Annotated in this window: 14 protein-coding genes and 1 riboswitch; of the genes, 6 read left to right on the forward strand and 8 right to left on the reverse strand. The window is 73.0% G+C overall.

All coding sequences use genetic code 11. The features are described from left to right. Positions 1 to 38: 38 nt before the first annotated feature. Genes J2S63_RS13630 through cobN form a run of 6 tightly spaced genes read right to left on the reverse strand, consistent with a single transcriptional unit; the run spans position 39 to position 7,734 of the window. Positions 39 to 716, reverse strand: coding sequence for a (2Fe-2S) ferredoxin domain-containing protein (locus J2S63_RS13630; protein WP_310303167.1), 678 nt, complete (start codon positions 714 to 716; stop codon positions 39 to 41). Next, a complete protein-coding gene (locus J2S63_RS13635) occupies positions 713 to 1,228 on the reverse strand; it encodes a bifunctional adenosylcobinamide kinase/adenosylcobinamide-phosphate guanylyltransferase (protein ID WP_310303170.1) in 516 nt (171 codons plus the stop codon). Before J2S63_RS13635 ends, J2S63_RS13630 begins: the two co-directional genes overlap by 4 nt. Continuing rightward, positions 1,225 to 1,950, reverse strand: a complete 726-nt coding sequence (locus J2S63_RS13640) for a cobalt-precorrin-6A reductase (protein ID WP_310303174.1) — start codon at positions 1,948 to 1,950, stop codon at positions 1,225 to 1,227. Before J2S63_RS13640 ends, J2S63_RS13635 begins: the two co-directional genes overlap by 4 nt. Next, on the reverse strand, positions 1,947 to 3,425 hold the full coding sequence (locus tag J2S63_RS13645; RefSeq protein ID WP_310303175.1) for a cobyric acid synthase: 1,479 nt from the start codon (positions 3,423 to 3,425) through the stop codon (positions 1,947 to 1,949). The genes J2S63_RS13640 and J2S63_RS13645 overlap by 4 nt, the downstream gene beginning before the upstream one ends. After that, positions 3,422 to 4,150, reverse strand: a complete 729-nt coding sequence (gene cobF / locus J2S63_RS13650) for a precorrin-6A synthase (deacetylating) (protein ID WP_310303178.1) — start codon at positions 4,148 to 4,150, stop codon at positions 3,422 to 3,424. Before cobF ends, J2S63_RS13645 begins: the two co-directional genes overlap by 4 nt. Continuing rightward, positions 4,147 to 7,734, reverse strand: coding sequence for a cobaltochelatase subunit CobN (cobN, locus tag J2S63_RS13655; RefSeq protein ID WP_310303181.1), 3,588 nt, complete (start codon positions 7,732 to 7,734; stop codon positions 4,147 to 4,149). Before cobN ends, cobF begins: the two co-directional genes overlap by 4 nt. Positions 7,735 to 7,771: 37 nt before the next feature. Then, positions 7,772 to 7,906, reverse strand: a riboswitch (cobalamin riboswitch). On the opposite strand from cobN, the gene J2S63_RS13660 reads away from it, so the two are divergent. Then, positions 7,906 to 8,487, forward strand: a complete 582-nt coding sequence (locus tag J2S63_RS13660) for a histidine phosphatase family protein (protein WP_310303183.1) — start codon at positions 7,906 to 7,908, stop codon at positions 8,485 to 8,487. Its footprint overlaps the riboswitch before it by 1 nt. 218 nt (positions 8,488 to 8,705) lie before the next feature. On the opposite strand, the gene J2S63_RS13665 is transcribed toward J2S63_RS13660, so the two are convergent. Both J2S63_RS13665 and J2S63_RS13670 read right to left on the reverse strand, forming a co-directional pair. Continuing rightward, the gene (locus tag J2S63_RS13665) at positions 8,706 to 9,116 is read right to left on the reverse strand and encodes a hypothetical protein (RefSeq protein WP_310303185.1); all 411 of its coding nucleotides are present in this window, start codon (positions 9,114 to 9,116) and stop codon (positions 8,706 to 8,708) included. Between the two features lie 120 nt (positions 9,117 to 9,236). Next, the gene (locus J2S63_RS13670) at positions 9,237 to 10,757 is read right to left on the reverse strand and encodes an APC family permease (protein ID WP_310303187.1); all 1,521 of its coding nucleotides are present in this window, start codon (positions 10,755 to 10,757) and stop codon (positions 9,237 to 9,239) included. Positions 10,758 to 10,958: 201 nt separating this feature from the next. On the opposite strand from J2S63_RS13670, the gene J2S63_RS13675 reads away from it, so the two are divergent. The 5 genes from J2S63_RS13675 (at position 10,959) to J2S63_RS13695 (ending at position 15,170) form a co-directional block, all read left to right on the forward strand. Beyond that, on the forward strand, positions 10,959 to 11,699 hold the full coding sequence (locus tag J2S63_RS13675; protein ID WP_310303189.1) for a FadR/GntR family transcriptional regulator: 741 nt from the start codon (positions 10,959 to 10,961) through the stop codon (positions 11,697 to 11,699). Continuing rightward, positions 11,696 to 12,421 carry a cache domain-containing protein gene (locus J2S63_RS13680; RefSeq protein ID WP_310303191.1) on the forward strand — a complete coding sequence of 242 codons (726 nt, stop codon included), beginning with the start codon at positions 11,696 to 11,698 and terminating at the stop codon, positions 12,419 to 12,421. The genes J2S63_RS13675 and J2S63_RS13680 overlap by 4 nt, the downstream gene beginning before the upstream one ends. An 86-nt stretch (positions 12,422 to 12,507) precedes the next feature. Then, a complete protein-coding gene (locus J2S63_RS13685) occupies positions 12,508 to 13,710 on the forward strand; it encodes a cytochrome P450 (RefSeq protein WP_310303194.1) in 1,203 nt (400 codons plus the stop codon). Between the two features lie 42 nt (positions 13,711 to 13,752). Further along, entirely contained in the window at positions 13,753 to 13,941 is a 189-nt protein-coding gene (locus J2S63_RS13690; RefSeq protein WP_310303196.1) for a ferredoxin, read from the forward strand. Continuing rightward, positions 13,941 to 15,170, forward strand: coding sequence for an NAD(P)/FAD-dependent oxidoreductase (locus J2S63_RS13695; protein WP_310303199.1), 1,230 nt, complete (start codon positions 13,941 to 13,943; stop codon positions 15,168 to 15,170). Before J2S63_RS13690 ends, J2S63_RS13695 begins: the two co-directional genes overlap by 1 nt. Positions 15,171 to 15,196 lie beyond the last annotated feature (26 nt).

Consider the following 15,196-nt stretch of genomic DNA (forward strand, 5'->3'; position numbering starts at 1 on the left):
GTGGGACGCGACCCCGGGACGAGGCCGTGGGCTGCCGGTCAGCGGGGGAGCCGACGGCCCTCGACCGGGCGCCCGTCGACGAGGTGGTCGGTCACGATGAGGCGCGCCGACGAGGCGTCGACGCCGCCGTACCAGACGTCGTCGGGCTGCACGGTGACCACGGGCGCCTGGTTGCAGGGGAGCTGGCAGCCGGTGTGGGTGACCAGCACGTCGTGGTCGCCGAGCCCGGCCTCCACCAGGCCCAGGACGAGCGCGCGCACGACGTCGTCGGAGCCCCGGGCGGTGCACCGGGGGCCCCGGCACACCAGCACCTGGTGGCGGTGGCCGTCGACGTGCTCCCAGGCGTCGCTGGTCAGGCCGGGTTCGTCGCCGCGGACGGGCCGCACGTCGACCAGGGCGGCCTCCACCTGGTCGAGCGAGGTGACCAGGCGCGTCGCGACGACGACCGACGGGCGTTGCCCCGCACGCTCGCGCCACCAGTGCGCCGCGATCCGCCGCAGCCACGAGTGACCGGGCGCCAGCAGGCCGAGGCTCACCGCGACCAGCGTGACCTCCTCGGCGCCGAGGTCGGCCAGACGCGTCAGCTCGCGCGACAGGCTGGGGTCGCCCATCTGCAGGAAGGCCACCGTCGCGTCCAGCCGGTCCGCCGCGGCCAGGAGCTCCGCCCGTCGGTCCACGTCGGAGACGGACATGCCGACCAGCACGAGCGCGCTCACAGCCGCAGCACCCGCCCCGCGACGACGAGGTGCACCTCGTCGCACGCCGCCGCCAGCCGCTGGTTGACCAGGCCGAGGAGGTCGCGGAACAACCGCCCCGACCGGTGCTCAGGCACGACGCCGAGGCCGACCTCGTTGGTCACCAGGACGACGTCGTCGGTGCGTCCGGCCAGGGCAGCGGTCGCCTCCCCAGCCAGGTGCTCGACGAGCGCGGTCACCTCCGCGGAGGGCGCCTCCCACAGGGCGTGCTGGTCGACCACCGCGGTCAGCCAGGTCCCGAGGCAGTCGACGAGGACCGGCCCCGGCGTTGCCAGCGCAGCCGCGAGGTCGTGGGTCTCCAGCGTGGTCCAGCTGCTCGGGCGTCGGGCCCGGTGGGCCGCGACGCGCGCCTGCCAGTCGGCGTCGTCGACCAGCGGGCCGGGCGCCACGTACGTCGCAGCGACGCCGTCCAGCAACGACTCCGCGTGCCGCGACTTGCCCGACCGGACCCCGCCGGTCACCAGGACCCTCACACCCGCTCCCGCACCCACGCGACGGCCTCGGCCACGTCGCTCACGCAGCGGGTCCCCTCGGGCCCGGCCGGCCGGCGTACGACGACCACGGGGACACCGAGCTCGGCGGCAGCCTCGAGCTTGGGCCGGGTGTAGGTCCCGCCGGAGTCCTTGGTCACGAGCACGCCGCTGCCGTGGCGACGCATCAGCTCCAGCTCGCCGGACAGCGTGTAGGGGCCGCGGCTGGTCACGACCTCCCACGTCGGCGGCACCTCCAGGTCGGGCACGTCGACCACGCGCGCGAGCACGGCGTGGCGGCCGAGCGCCGGCACGAAGCGACCGAGCTCTTGGCGACCCACCGTGACGAACGGACGCTCGCCCAGTCTCGCTGCCGTCGTCGCCGCCTGCTCGTGGTCGTCGACGAGGTGCCAGTCGGGCTGTGGGTCCCAGCCGGGTCGCTCGAGCCTCAGCAGCGGCACGCCGTCGAGCGCGCACGCCCGGGCGACGTTGGCCGTCATGCCGAGCGCGAACGGGTGCGTCGCGTCGACCACGGCGTCGTACTCCCGCAGCGCGGAGCGCAGGCCGTCCACGCCGCCGAAGCCGCCGATCCGCACGCGGCCGACGGGCAGCCGGGGCTGGGCGACGCGGCCGGCGAGCGAGCTCGTGACGTTGACCCCGGACCCGACCAGCGCGGCGGCGAGCTCGCGCGCCTCGCCGGTCCCGCCCAGGAGCAGCAGCCTCACGCGGCACCTCCGGGCGGGAGCACGGGAAGGCCGGCGGGTGCGCCGTCGCGGGCCAGGCCCAGCAGCGCGTCGACGTCGAGGTGCTCCTCGACCAGGTCGCCCAGCCGGTCGAGGCGGGCCTCGCGGGCGGCGGGGAAGCTGACCTCCGACGGTGTCCGGCCGAGCAGCTCGTGCAGCAGGGCGCCCCGCAGCGCGTCACCCTCCAGGGCCCCGTGCCACATCGTGCCCACGACGGAACCCGAGCGGGCACCGCCGAGCAGCTCCTCGTCCGTGCCGGGGGTGATCCGGCCGTGGTGGATCTCGTAGCCCGACGCCTCGACCCCGAGGGCGGTGCCTGTCGGCAGCCGGAGCACCTTGTCCGGCTCGAAGTCCGTGCGCACGTCGAGCAGCCCGAGCCCCTCGACCTCGGTTCCGGGGGGCCCCTCGACGCCGTGCGGGTCTGCGATCGTGCGGCCGAGCATCTGGAAGCCGCCGCAGATCCCCAGCACGGGCCGGCCGCGGCGGGCGTGGTCGAGGACCGCCACGTCGAGGCCGCGCGCACGCAGCCAGCGCAGGTCGCTGATCGTGGACCGCGTGCCGGGCAGTACGACCAGGTCGGCGCCGGTGAGGTCGCGGGGATCGGAGGCGAAGACGACGTCGAGGTCGGGCTCGAGCCCGAGCGCGTCGAGGTCGGTGAAGTTGCTGATCCGCGGCAGCCGCACGACGGCGACGCGGAGGGCCGCGTCGCCGCGGGAGCGCCGACCCTCGAGGTCGAGGGCGTCCTCGGAGTCCAGCCACAGCGACGGGTCCCACGGCAGCACGCCGAGCAGGGGGCGTCCGGTGAGGCGCTGCAGCGAGTCGAGGCCGGGGGAGAGCAGCACGCGGTCGCCCCGGAACTTGTTGACCACGAAGCCGGCCACGAGCCGCTGGTCCTCGGGCCCGAGCAGCGCGACGGTGCCGAACATCGCGGCGAAGACGCCCCCACGGTCGATGTCGCCGACGACGACCGTCGGCAGGGAGGCGTGGCGGGCCAGGCCCATGTTGACGAAGTCGCCCGCGCGCAGGTTGATCTCCGCGGGGCTGCCCGCACCCTCGGCGACCACCACGTCGACGCGCAGGGCGAGGTCGTCGTACGCCGCGTGGGCGGCCTGCGCGAGGTGGCGCCGCCCGGTCTCCCAGTCCGTGGAGGAGACCTCGCCGGCGGGGTGGCCGAGGAGCACCACGTGGCTGCGCCGGTCGCTGCCGGGCTTGAGCAGCACGGGGTTCATGGCCGGCTCGGGCGTGACCCGCGCGGCGAGGGCCTGCACCCACTGGGCGCGGCCGATCTCTGCGGTCGTGCCGTCGGCGGCCTCGCAGACCATGGAGTTGTTGGACATGTTCTGCGCCTTGAACGGCGCGACCCTCACGCCGCGGCGGGCGAACGCCCGGCACAGGCCGGTGGTGACGACCGACTTGCCGGCGTCGGAGGTGGTGCCGGCGACCAGGAGCCCGCTCACGCGACCGTTTCGGGGGCGCGGAGGAGGAAGACGTCCATGACCCAGCCGGCTGCCGCCCGGGCGCGGGCGCGGGCCTCGACGAGCCGGGGCAGCACGTCGAGGACCACGCCGGTCGCCAGCTCCTCCGACGCGGTGCCGAGGTTGGCGCCCCACCACACCGACCAGTCGGCGAGCCGGGGTGCCCCCAGCGCGCGGTCGAGGTCACCGGTCAGCATCACGCAGAGGTTGGTCTGTCCCGCAGCCACGTCGTCGTGCAGCCGGCGGGCCGTGGTCACGTGCACGGGACGGCCGACCGGGTGGAGCACCGTGCGGTGCCGGGCGGCGAGCAGCTGCGGGGCGCTGATGCCGGGCAGCACGTCGTACTCCACCCCGAGCTGCTCGACGACGCGGATCGTCGAGTCGAAGAGCGACGGGTCGCCCCACACGAGGAAGGCCGCCGTGCCGCCGCGGGACCGCAGCACATCGGCGTATGCCGCCACGCGGGCGCCGTGCCAGTTGCGCACCGCGGCGGGGTAGTCGGCGGGATCGGCGCGGTCGCGCTCGGGGTCGCGGACCGTGACCACCTCGACTCCGTGGGCGTCCGCGATCTCGCGGCGCACCGCGAGCAGGCCGTCCTCGTCGGACTTCTCGGCGGCGAGGACGTAGTCGACCGTGGCGAGCGCGGCGGAGACCTCGGGGGTGACGTGCTGCGGTCCCATGCCGATGCCCAGGACGCGCACCCTCATCCGCGGTCCTCGAGCTCGCCCTCGACGTCCAGGTAGACCGCCTGCATCGCGGCCAGGGTGTCCGGGTCGGGCTCGGCCCATAGGCCGCGCTCGGCTGCCTCGTGCAGCCGCTCGACGATGCCGCGCAGCGCCCAGGGGTTGGAGCGGCGCAGGAACTCCTGGTTGGTCTCGTCGAGGACGTACTCGTGGGCGAGCGTGGCGTACATCCAGTCGTGGACGACCCCGGCCGTGGCGTCGAAGCCGAACAGGTAGTCGACGGTCGCTGCCAGCTCGAAGGCGCCCTTGTAGCCGTGGCGCTGCATCGCGCCGATCCAGCGCGGGTTGACCACCCGTGCCCGGAACACGCGGTTGGTCTCCTCCTGCAGGGTCCGTGTGCGGACAGCGTCCGGCGTCGTGGAGTCGCCGACGTAGGCCTTGGGGTCCTGCCCGCTCAGCGCGCGGACCGTGGCGACCATGCCGCCGTGGTACTGGAAGTAGTCGTCGCTGTCGGCGATGTCGTGCTCACGGGTGTCGACGTTCTTGGCCGCCACCTTGATCCGCCGGTAGTTGGCGCGCATGTCGTCGGCCGCCGGCGCGCCGTCGAGGTCGCGGCCGTAGGCGAAGCCGCCCCAGGTCGTGTAGACCTCGGCCAGGTCCTGGTCGCTTCGCCACGTGCCCGACTCGACGACCTGGAGGATGCCGGCCCCGTAGGAGCCGGGCTTGGAGCCGAAGATGCGCGTGGTGGCACGCCGGTCGTCGCCGTGCTCGGCGAGGTCGGCCTGCGCGTGCGCCCGGACGTAGTTGACCTCCTCCGGCTCGTCGAGCGCGGCCACGAGACGGACGGCGTCGTCGAGCATCCCGACCACGTGCGGGAAGGCGTCGCGGAAGAAGCCCGAGATCCGCACGGTCACGTCGATGCGTGGGCGACCGAGCTCCTCCAGCGGCACGACCTGCAGCTCGCTGACCCGGCGGGACGCCTCGTCCCAGACCGGGCGCACGCCGAGCAGCGCGAGCACCTCCGCGACGTCGTCGCCGCTGGTGCGCATCGCGCTCGTGCCCCACACCGACAGGCCCACCGAGCGCGGGTGCGTGCCGGTCTCCTCGACGTACTTCGCGACGAGGGACTCGGCCATCGCCTGGCCGGTCTGCCAGGCCAGGCGGGACGGGACCGCGCGCGGGTCGACGGTGTAGAAGTTGCGGCCGGTCGGCAGCACGTTGACCAGGCCGCGCAGCGGCGAGCCCGAGGGCCCGGCCGCGACGAAGCCACCGTCGAGGGCGTGCAGCACGGCGTCGAGCTCGTCTGTGGTGCGGGCCAGTCGCGGCACCACCTGCGTGGCCGCGAACTCCAGCACCCGCTGCACCTCGGGGTCGTCGTGCAGGGTCGCCGCGGTCGCGACGTCCCAGCCGGCGTCGTCCATCGCTTGGACCAGGGCGCGTGCCTGGGCCTCGATGGCGTCGACCGCGGTCGTCGCCTCGGCGCCCTCCTTGAGGCCCAGCGCGGCACGCAGCCCCGGCACGGCCTGCGCCTGGCCGCCGAAGACCTGCGCCGCGCGCAGGATCGCCAGCACCAGGCTGACCCGCGCCTCGCCGGCCGGCGCCTCGCCGAGCACGTGCAGGCCGTCGCGGATCTGGGCGTCCTTGATCTCGCACAGCCAGCCGTCGACGTGCAGCAGGAAGTCGTCGAAGTCCTCGGCGTCGGGCTGCTCGTCCAGGCCGAGGTCGCGGTGCATCTCCGCGGCGTGCATGAGCTGCCAGATCTCGCCGCGGACCGCCGGCAGCTTGGCCGGGTCCATGGAGGCGATGTTGGCGTGCTCGTCGAGGAGCTGCTCGAGGCGCGCGATGTCGCCGTACGTCTCCGCGCGCGCCATCGGTGGCACGAGGTGGTCGACGATCGTCGCGTGCGCACGCCGCTTGGCCTGCGCGCCCTCGCCCGGGTCGTTGACCAGGAAGGGGTAGACCAGCGGCAGGTCGCCGAGCGCCGCGTCGGTGCCGCACCCGGCCGACAGCGCCGCGTTCTTGCCGGGCAGCCACTCCAGCGAGCCGTGCTTGCCGAGGTGCACGACGGCGTCCGCGCGGAACCCCTGGTCGAGCCAGCGGTAAGCGGCGAGGTAGTGGTGCGTGGGGGCGAGGTCCGGGTCGTGGTAGATCGCGACCGGGTTCTCGCCGAACCCGCGCGGCGGCTGGATGAGGAGGACCACGTTGCCCGCGCGCAGCGTCGCCAGCACCAGCTCGCCGTCATCGTTGACGAACAGCGACCCGGGCGCGGGTCCCCACGCCTCGACCATCGCTTCGCGCAGGTCCTGCGCCAGGTGACGCGTCCACGCGTCGTACTGCTGCGGCGTGATGCGCACGTGCGCGTCGGTCAGCTGGGCCTGGGTCAGCCACTCCTCGTCCTGGCCACCGGCGGCGATCAGCTCGTGGATCAGCGCGTCGCCGGCCTCGGTGTCGGTGCCGTCCCGGTCGAGGATCTCGACGACCGGGTTGCCGGTGCCGAGGTCGAAGCCCTCCTCGCGGAGCCGGCGCAGCATCCGCACCGCCGACACCGGGGTGTCGAGGCCGACGGCGTTGCCGATCCGCGCGTGCTTGGTGGGGTACGCCGAGAGGACCAGCCCCAGCCTCTTCTCGCGGTTGGGCACGTGGCGCAGCCGGGCGTGCCGGACCGCGATGCCGGCGACGCGGGCGCACCGCTCCGGGTCCGCGACGTAGTGGGGGAGCCCCTCGTCGTCGACCTCCTTGAACGAGAACGGGACGGTGATGATGCGGCCGTCGAACTCGGGGATCGCGATCTGCGTGGCGGAGTCGATCGGGCTCACGCCGTCGTCCGAGGCCTCCCACTCCGCGCGGCTCGAGGTGAGGCAGAGCCCTTGCAGGACAGGGATGTCGAGCGCCGACATCCTCGCCACGTCCCACGACTCGTCGTCGCCGCCCGCACTCGCGGAGGAGGGCACGGTGCCGCCGGCAGCGAGCACGGTCACCACCAGCGCGTCGAGGGTGCCCAGCGCGTCGTACAGCTCGTCGGGAGCCGACCGCAGGGAGCCTGCGAAGACCGAGACGCCGACGGCCTGACCCGTCGCATCGACCGCGTCGGCGAGGGCGTGCGCGAACGCGGTGTTGCCGCTCGCCTCGTGCGCCCGGTAGTAGAGGATCCCGACCCGGGGCAGGTCGCCCGGGACCTCGGGACGGGCCGCGAAGCCCCAGGCCGGCAGCACCTGCGGGGCGTCGAACCCCTCGCCGGTGAGGAGCACCGTGTCGGAGAGGAACGCGTGCAGCTGGCGCAGGTTGGCCGGTCCGCCCTCGGCGAGGTAGCGGTGCGCCTCCGCTGCGACGCCGATCGGCACCGACGAGAGCTCCATCAGCTCGGCGTTGGGCGTCTGCTCACCACCGAGCACGACCACCGGCGTGCCCGAGGCGGCGGTCGCGGCGAAGCCGGAGCAGAGGTCCTGGGGGGAGCCGAGCAGCCGGGCGACCACGAGGTCGCAGCCGGCGATGGTCTCCGTCATCGACTGGTGGCCTGGCCGCGCCGGGTTGGCCAGGACGTAGTCGGCGCCGGACGCCCGCGCGCTCAGCAGGTCGGTGTCGGACGTGGACAGCAGCGCGATCCGCATGGCGGCGGGTCCTCCTCCGGGGTTCTCGCCCCGTCGATCGGTCGGAAGGCCCGCGGCCAGTATCTGGCTGCACCTCGTCGGGACGAGGCGTCACAGTGGCGGAACCGCCCCGGAATCTCACCGGGTTCCTGCGCCACGGGCGTCTGCGCAGACTACGGGAGGATGCGGCACGTGACGCACCCGGTCTACCTCGTCCGCCACGGCCAGTCGGAGTGGAACGTCCTGCGCCTCACCCAGGGGCAGACCGCGCACCCTCGTCTGACGGACCTGGGGCGCGACCAGGCCCAGCGCGCGGCTCGCACGATCGAGAAGGATCTGACGGGGCCGTCGCCGAGGATCCTGAGCAGCGACCTCGTGCGTGCGCGGGAGACCGCTGAGGTGCTGGCGAGACGGCTCGGCGTGCTCGATGGGCAGGTCGTCCTCGACGAGCGCCTGCGGGAGCAGCACCTCGGCTCGCTCGAGGGCAGAGGGTACGACGAGACGTGGGCCGTCGCTGCCGAGCACGACTGGTCCGATCCGACTCTCCCGGTCGCCGGCGGCGAGTCGCTGCAGGACGTCCACGACCGGATGGCATCCATGCTGGCCGGGCTCGACCGAAATCAGGTCACCGTGCTGGTGTCCCATGGCGACGCGATCCGTGCTGTGCTCGCCCACCTGGGCGGGCTGGAACCGCACCAGGCCCCGTGGGTCGAGGTGCCGAACGGTGCTGTCGCGCGGATCGACGGCCGAGCGATCTCCTGGATCGATCCCTGATGTCCGGTGCCGGCGAGACAAGTCCGCCAGACCGTGTCGGTGTCAGGCCCTCGTGCTGTCATGACGCCATGACGAACGGGTGGCAGATGCCCTGGCAGGTGCCTAGCGCCGCGGGAGCTCGACGAGGCTCAACAGGGGGAGCGCAGGTTTGCGCTCTCCCCCCGCTACAAATCGCAGGGCCCGTACGGAAACCGTGCGGGCCCTTCTGCATGTCGCAATCAGGTCCTCAAGGAACTGGGACGTGCAGACGTCCTCCCGACCGGGAAGTTGAGAGGCGACCTGTTGCGCACAGGTCTTCCGCAACGCCGAGCATTCGTCCCCGCTGGCGCTCGGGCGGCGTACTTGCGCCGGGACTTGGGCGCGACCACGGCGCTCAGCGCGAATGCCATCTGGGCTCCGGTGTAGGCCTGGAGGGCCATCGTCTTCTCGAAGTACAAGTGCGTGAGCGCCCAGGCGTGGGCGAGCAGCTGGTTGTAGGCGACCAGGTCGGGGTCCGAGGTGCGGAGCAGCCCTGACTCGACACCGTCGCGCACGGCGTTGCGCAGGGGCTGGCTGGTCTCGACCTCGAGGCGCTTGATGCGCTCCCGTCCGGCTTCGCCGAGCGACGTCGACTCGCGCGGCACCTGCACCGCGAAGGCCGCTCCGCGAGCAACCCGCAGTCAGGAGCCGGAGGACAGCCGAAGGCCCCGGCCGAGCTGACTCGACCGGGGCCTGCAGCGGGTCGACCCCTCGCGAGGTCGCCCGACGGATCAGCGCTCCGCGGGCACCTTCGGGATCGCGTCGTCGTACGGCGCGGTGCTGCGGTCGTGGAGCGGGTGCACCGCCATGTAGACCACACCGAGGCCGAGGACCACCACGGCGGACAGGGCGACGATCCAGTTGTCGTACCACGGGGCGTCCGGGGTCCGCGGCCACGCCATGTTGACCATGGCGATGACGCCGTAGACCAGGGCGCCGATGTTGACCGGCAGCCCCCACGCTCCGAGGGTGTACTTCCCGGACGGCACCCAGCCCTTGAGGCGTGCCCGCAGCGCGGCCAGCACGACCATCTGGAAGCCGATGTAGATGCCCAGGGCAGCGAAGCTGATGATCTTGGTGATCGCGTCGGTGGAGAACTTCGAGCCGAGCACGATGACGGCCGGGACGAGCGCCGAGACCAGCAGGGCGTACGGCGGCACGTGGCGCGTCTGCGAGAACTTCTTGAGCAGCGAGCTGCCCATGATCATGTCGTCGCGTCCGTAGGAGTAGGCGAGCCGGCTCGCGGCGGCCTGCAGGCTCATCGCGCAGGAGAGGAACGAGATCAGCACGACACCGAGCACGATCTTCGACCCGACGCTGCCGAACGCGTCGTCGAGCAGCGTGCCGACGGGGTCGGTGTCGGCCCCCGAGATCACCGCGGGGATGTCGGCCACGGACAGCACCAGCGCCAGGCACACGAAGGTCGCGGCCGCCCCACCGATGTAGATCGTGCGGCGCATCGCCTTGGGGATGAGGCGACCCGGGTCGGACACCTCCTCGGCCACGTCTCCGCAGGCCTCGAAGCCGTAGTACTGGTAGACGCCGATGAGGGCGGCTGCTGCGAACGCCCACAGGTAGCTGCCGTCCCCGCCGGCTCCGAAGGAGTCGAAGAGCACCCCGAGGCCGTGCTCGCGGTGGGCGATGAGGAGCCATCCGCCGACGACGAGCGCACCGATGATCTCAGCGGTGAACCCGATGATCGCGGCCATCGCGAGCACCTTGGTGCCCAGGAAGTTGATCAGGGTCGCCAGCGCGATCAGCACCAGCGCGGCGATGATCGTGTTGTTGACCGACGGCTCGATGCCGAGCGCGGACGCGAGGTAGGGCCCGGCGCCGTAGACGACGGACGCGATCGTGACGAGCAGCGCGACGAAGTAGACCCACCCGGTCATCCAGGCGTAGCGCCGGCCCCAGAGCCGTCGGGCCCACGGGTAGACGCCGCCGGCGACGGGGAACTGGGCGACGACCTCGCTGAACACGAGCGCGACGAGGAACTGGCCGAAGCCGACGATGAGGAAGCTCCAGATCATCGGCGGACCCCCGGTGGCGAGGGCGAACGCGAACAGCGTGTACACCCCGACGACGGGCGACAGGTAGGTGAACCCCAGCGAGAAGTTCGCCCACGGGCTCATGTCCCGCTTGAACTCCGACTTGTAGCCCAGGGCGTGGAGGTGGGCGACGTCCTCGTGGTCGTGGAACTCGTAGTAGCCGTCTGTCGCGCTGACGTCGCGCGATGCTGAGTCCGTGCTCATCGATCTCCCTCGGGATAGGTGCCGGATCGTCCCGGCAGGAGGGCGCCCTGGGCGCCGCGGGGTCGTGGTGTGACCCGAGTTACACCGCGAAAAACTACAATCCTAGGTGTTTAGGCGTCAATACCCTGCGGGGATTACCGTCAAGTGCTCTAGCCTGCTCGCGGACCGACTGGGCCCGAGACCACACAGGGAGGGCGTGCGATGACGTTGCCGGCGACCCTCGTGCCGCCTGTGACCGCGGGCAGCCGCGCCGACGAGGTCGTCCAGCGCCTCTCCGAGGCGATCAGCCTGGGGTTGCTCAACGACGGGGAGAGGCTGCCGGCGGAGCCCGATCTCGCCGCTCAGTTCGGGGTGGCGCCGATGACCGTGCGCGAGGCGCTGGCCGCGCTCCGGGAGCTGGGTCTGGTCGAGACCCGTCGAGGGCGCAGTGGCGGGTCCTTCGTCAAGCGGCTCTCCTCCCCGCCCGTGGAGCCCCAGCTGCAACGGCTCACGGCCATGACCCTGTCCGACCTGCGCGACCTCGCCGACGAGCACCGGGCGGTCGCGGGGCAGGCCGCGTGGCTGGCCGCGCAGCGCGCCTCGGCGGTGAACGTGCGCCGGCTCTTCGGCCTCACCGAGCAGCTCGGCGCGGCCGCGACCCGGGGCGACCAGATCCGGGCCGACTGCCGGTTCCACATCGAGGTCACGGTGGCCGCCCACTCCTCGCGGCTGACCCGCCGGGAGGTCAGCCTCCAGGCAGAGGTCTCGGGGCTGCTGTGGCTGCCGGTCGACCCTGGCGTGGATGTGGCGGCCATGGTCGCCGAGCACCACGGCATCGCCGCCGCGGTGGTCTCGGAGGACGCCGAGGGAGCGCGACGTCTCGCCGAGGCCCACGTGGACGGCCACCTGAGCCGCCTCACCGCGCTCCACCTGCAGCTGACCTCGGACGGAGTCGTGTCGTGAGCGTGGATCAGGAGCCGGGAGCGGGTCTGGCGCAGGACGTCGCCGCGCTCGTCGAGCCGATCTACGCGAGCCTGGAGGAGGTCGCGGGCCGCGTCGAGCAGGTCGGGTCTGCCGGTGGCGGGCTCTCCGAGGCCGCGCTGCAGCCCACGGCTGACCTGCTGGTGTCCCTGGTCGCCGCGGAACCGATGGTCGTCGGGATGGGCTTCGTGGCCGACGCGGGGGTCGTCAGCGGTCACGAGCGGTTCATGTCGTGGTGGCAGCAGGCGCCGGGGGAGCGGGTCGCGCGACTGCGGCTGAACTTCGACCCGAGCAGTGTCGACGTCTACGACTACCTGCAGATGGAGTGGTTCCAGCAGGCCCGCGCCGGGCGACGACGTGTGGTCTACGGCCCCTACGTCGACTACTCCGGCTCGGAGCTCTACGTCCTGACGATGACGGTCCCGGTCCACGTCGACCAGCGGTTCCTCGGCGTCGTCGGCGCCGACCTGTCCGTCAACGAGGTCGAGCGACGGCTGGTGTCGGTGCTCAGGCGGGTCTCCCGCGAGGCGGTGCTGGTCAGTGCCGAGCGACGGGTCCTCGCCGCCAACAGCCCGCGGTGGGTCGTGGGCAACCGGTTCACGGAGCTGCCCGCGGTGGGCGAGGAGTTCTGCCGCGTGGACGAGGTGCCCAACGGCACCGGGTGGCGGGTCGCGGTCGCGCGGTCCGGAGGCGACGCGACGTAGGTCTGGTCCAGGGGGTTGACAGAAAGACTCTATTTCTAGAGTCTTTCTTCTCACACCACTTGTCGCGCCGCCCCTGGAGGCTGTCCATGTCGGCACTCGTCCCCGACACCGTCCCGTCGCTCGCCGTCGACGACCCGTCGTTCTCGATCACCTCCGAGCAGGTCCACGCCGCCCGGGAGCAGAGCTGGTACGCCACGACGCCGTACGGCATCGCGGTGCTCCGCTACGACGAGATGAGCCGGCTGCTCAAGCACCCCAAGCTGCGGCAGGGCAGCGTCGCCTGGCCGGCGCACAACGGCGTGACGGAGGGCCCGTTCGCCCGGTGGTGGGCGAGCTGGATCCTCAACAAGGAGGGCAGCGAGCACCACCGGCTGCGCCGGCTGATGAACCCCGCGTTCTCTCCCAAGCTCATCGGCGGCCTGGTCCCGCGGTTCCAGGCGCTGGGCACGGAGCTCGTCGACGGCTTCGCGAAGGCAGACGAGTGCGAGTTCGTGTCGGAGTTCGCCGAGCCCTACGCCGCCCGGGTGATCGCGATCATGCTCGGCATCCCCGAGGAGGAGTGGCCGATCATCGCCCGCGAGTCCGCCACCATCGGGCTGGCCCTGGGCGTGACCTTCCGCGAGGAGCTGCCCCGCATCGAGGCCGCGCTCGCCAACCTCTACGCCTACTGCGACGAGCTCATCGCGGACCGCCGAGCCCACCCGCGCGAGGACTTCGTGACCGCGCTGGTCAACGCCTCCCGGCCCGAGGACGGCCGGCTCGACGACACCGAGCTGCGCGACGCGATGGTCCTGCTGGTCTTCGGCGGGTTCGACACCACCCGCAACCAGCTCGGCCTGGCCATGCAGACCTTCAGCCAGCACCCGGACCAGTGGCGACTCCTCGCCGAGCGTCCCGACCTCGGCGGCAAGGCCGTCGAGGAGGTCATGCGGGTCAACCCCACGGTCCGCTGGGTCACCCGAGAGGTGCTCGAGGACTTCACCTTCCAGGACCTGGAGCTCACCGCGGGCACCACGGTCCACCTCTACAGCGAGTCCGCGGGAACCGACCCGCGGGTGTTCGACGACCGCTTCGACATCACCGCCGACCGCCGGCCGCACTTCGGGTTCGGCGGAGGAGCGCACCACTGCCTCGGACACTTCGTGGCCCGCTCCGACATGAGCGAGGCGCTGCCGCTGCTCGCCCGGCGGATGCCGGACCTCCGGCTCCTGCCGGGCGCCACCTGGATGCCGGACTCCGGCAACACCGGTCCCGTGCGGCTGTCCCTCGGCTTCACCCCCGCGTCCTGACCCGTCCGGTCACCACCCTCACACCGCCCCCAGGAGCTCTTCATGAAGGTCATCGTCGACCTGGCCCTGTGCCAGGACCACGGCCAGTGCGCGATCGCCGCGCCCGAGGTCTTCCAGATCAACGACGAGGGTCACCTCGAGTACGACGCCACGCCCGACGAGGCGATGCGGGAGTACGTCGAGGAAGCCGCCGACGTCTGCCCGGTGCAGGCGATCCTGGTCGAGGGCTGATGTCGACCGCCGAGCGGGTCGTCGTCGTCGGCGCGTCCCTCGCCGGGCTGCGCGCCGCCGAGCAGCTGCGCGCGGCCGGTCACCAGGGCCCGATCACGGTCGTGGGGGCCGAGCCCCACCCGCCGTACAACCGCCCTCCGCTGTCCAAGGAGGTGCTCGCGGCGCCCCCCGGCGGCGCGCCGGCCGACCTGCTGGAGCGCGTGCTGTTCCGCCGCCGCGCGAGCACCGCGGACGTCGAGTTCCGCCTCGGCGACCCGGTCGCCGCGGCCGCCCTCGGCGCCGGGACGCTCGTCACCGAGGCCGGCCACACCATGGCCTACGACGGGCTGGTCGTGGCGACCGGACTGCGCCCGCGCCGGCTCGCCGTGCCCGGCCCGGAGACGGGCCGTCACGTGCTGCGCACCGTCGACGACTGCCACGGCCTGCGGGCGGCCCTGCCCCCCGCCGGTCCGGCGGACGTCGTCGTGGTCGGTGCCGGGTTCATCGGCTGCGAGGTCGCCGCGACCCTGCGGACGCTCGGGCACCGCGTGACCGTGGTGGAGCCGGTCGGTGGTCCGATGGCCCGCGTCATCGGCGACGTCCTCAGCGCGGCCGTTCAGCGGCACCTCGAGGCCTCAGGCATCCGGTTCGTCCTCGGAGCGGGCGTCACGGCGTACGTCGGCGACGACCGGGTGGGGGGCGTGCTCCTCGACACCGGCGAGACCCTGGCCGCCGACGTGGTCGTCGAGGCGGTCGGCTCGGTGTGCAGCACCGAGTGGCTCGACGGCAACGGCCTGGACCTGAGTGACGGCGTGCTCACCGACAACCAGCTGCGGGTCGCGGACGCCGGGCGCGTGGTGGCCGTCGGCGACCTCGCCCGCTTCCCGAACCCCCTGTTCGACGACGTGCCCCGGCGCGTCGAGCACTGGTCCGTCCCCACCGACACCGCGAAGCGCGCGGCACGGACCCTCGCCGCGCTGCTCGACGGCGAGGCCCCCGACCCGACCCCCTTCGCCCCGGTCCCGTCCTTCTGGAGCGACCAGCTCGACCTGCGGCTGCAGAGCTTCGGCTCGCCGGCGCTGGCCGACGAGGTCCGCGTCGAGGAGGGCGACCCCGGCCACCTGACGGGAGGCGTGCTTGCCACCTACCACCGCGCAGGACACCACGTCGGCACGCTCGCCGTGAACCTCAGCCCCGCCCGCCAGCGGGACCTGCGCAACGCCTTCGCCGGCCTCGTCCCCATCGCCTGAACCGTCCCACGTCCGACACGGAGATC

The organism is Nocardioides marmoribigeumensis (assembly GCF_031458325.1).
Taxonomy (GTDB): domain Bacteria; phylum Actinomycetota; class Actinomycetes; order Propionibacteriales; family Nocardioidaceae; genus Marmoricola_A; species Marmoricola_A marmoribigeumensis.

Coding starts and splice junctions, on each gene's coding strand:
- cobF (WP_310303178.1), bottom strand. CDS start 4,150: ATGAGGGTGCGCGTCCTGGGCATCGGCATGGGACCGCAGCACGTCACC.
- cobN (WP_310303181.1), bottom strand. CDS start 7,734: ATGCGGATCGCGCTGCTGTCCACGTCCGACACCGACCTGCTGAGCGCG.
- J2S63_RS13670 (WP_310303187.1), bottom strand. CDS start 10,757: ATGAGCACGGACTCAGCATCGCGCGACGTCAGCGCGACAGACGGCTAC.
- J2S63_RS13675 (WP_310303189.1), top strand. CDS start 10,959: ATGACGTTGCCGGCGACCCTCGTGCCGCCTGTGACCGCGGGCAGCCGC.
- J2S63_RS13685 (WP_310303194.1), top strand. CDS start 12,508: ATGTCGGCACTCGTCCCCGACACCGTCCCGTCGCTCGCCGTCGACGAC.
- J2S63_RS13690 (WP_310303196.1), top strand. CDS start 13,753: ATGAAGGTCATCGTCGACCTGGCCCTGTGCCAGGACCACGGCCAGTGC.
- J2S63_RS13695 (WP_310303199.1), top strand. CDS start 13,941: ATGTCGACCGCCGAGCGGGTCGTCGTCGTCGGCGCGTCCCTCGCCGGG.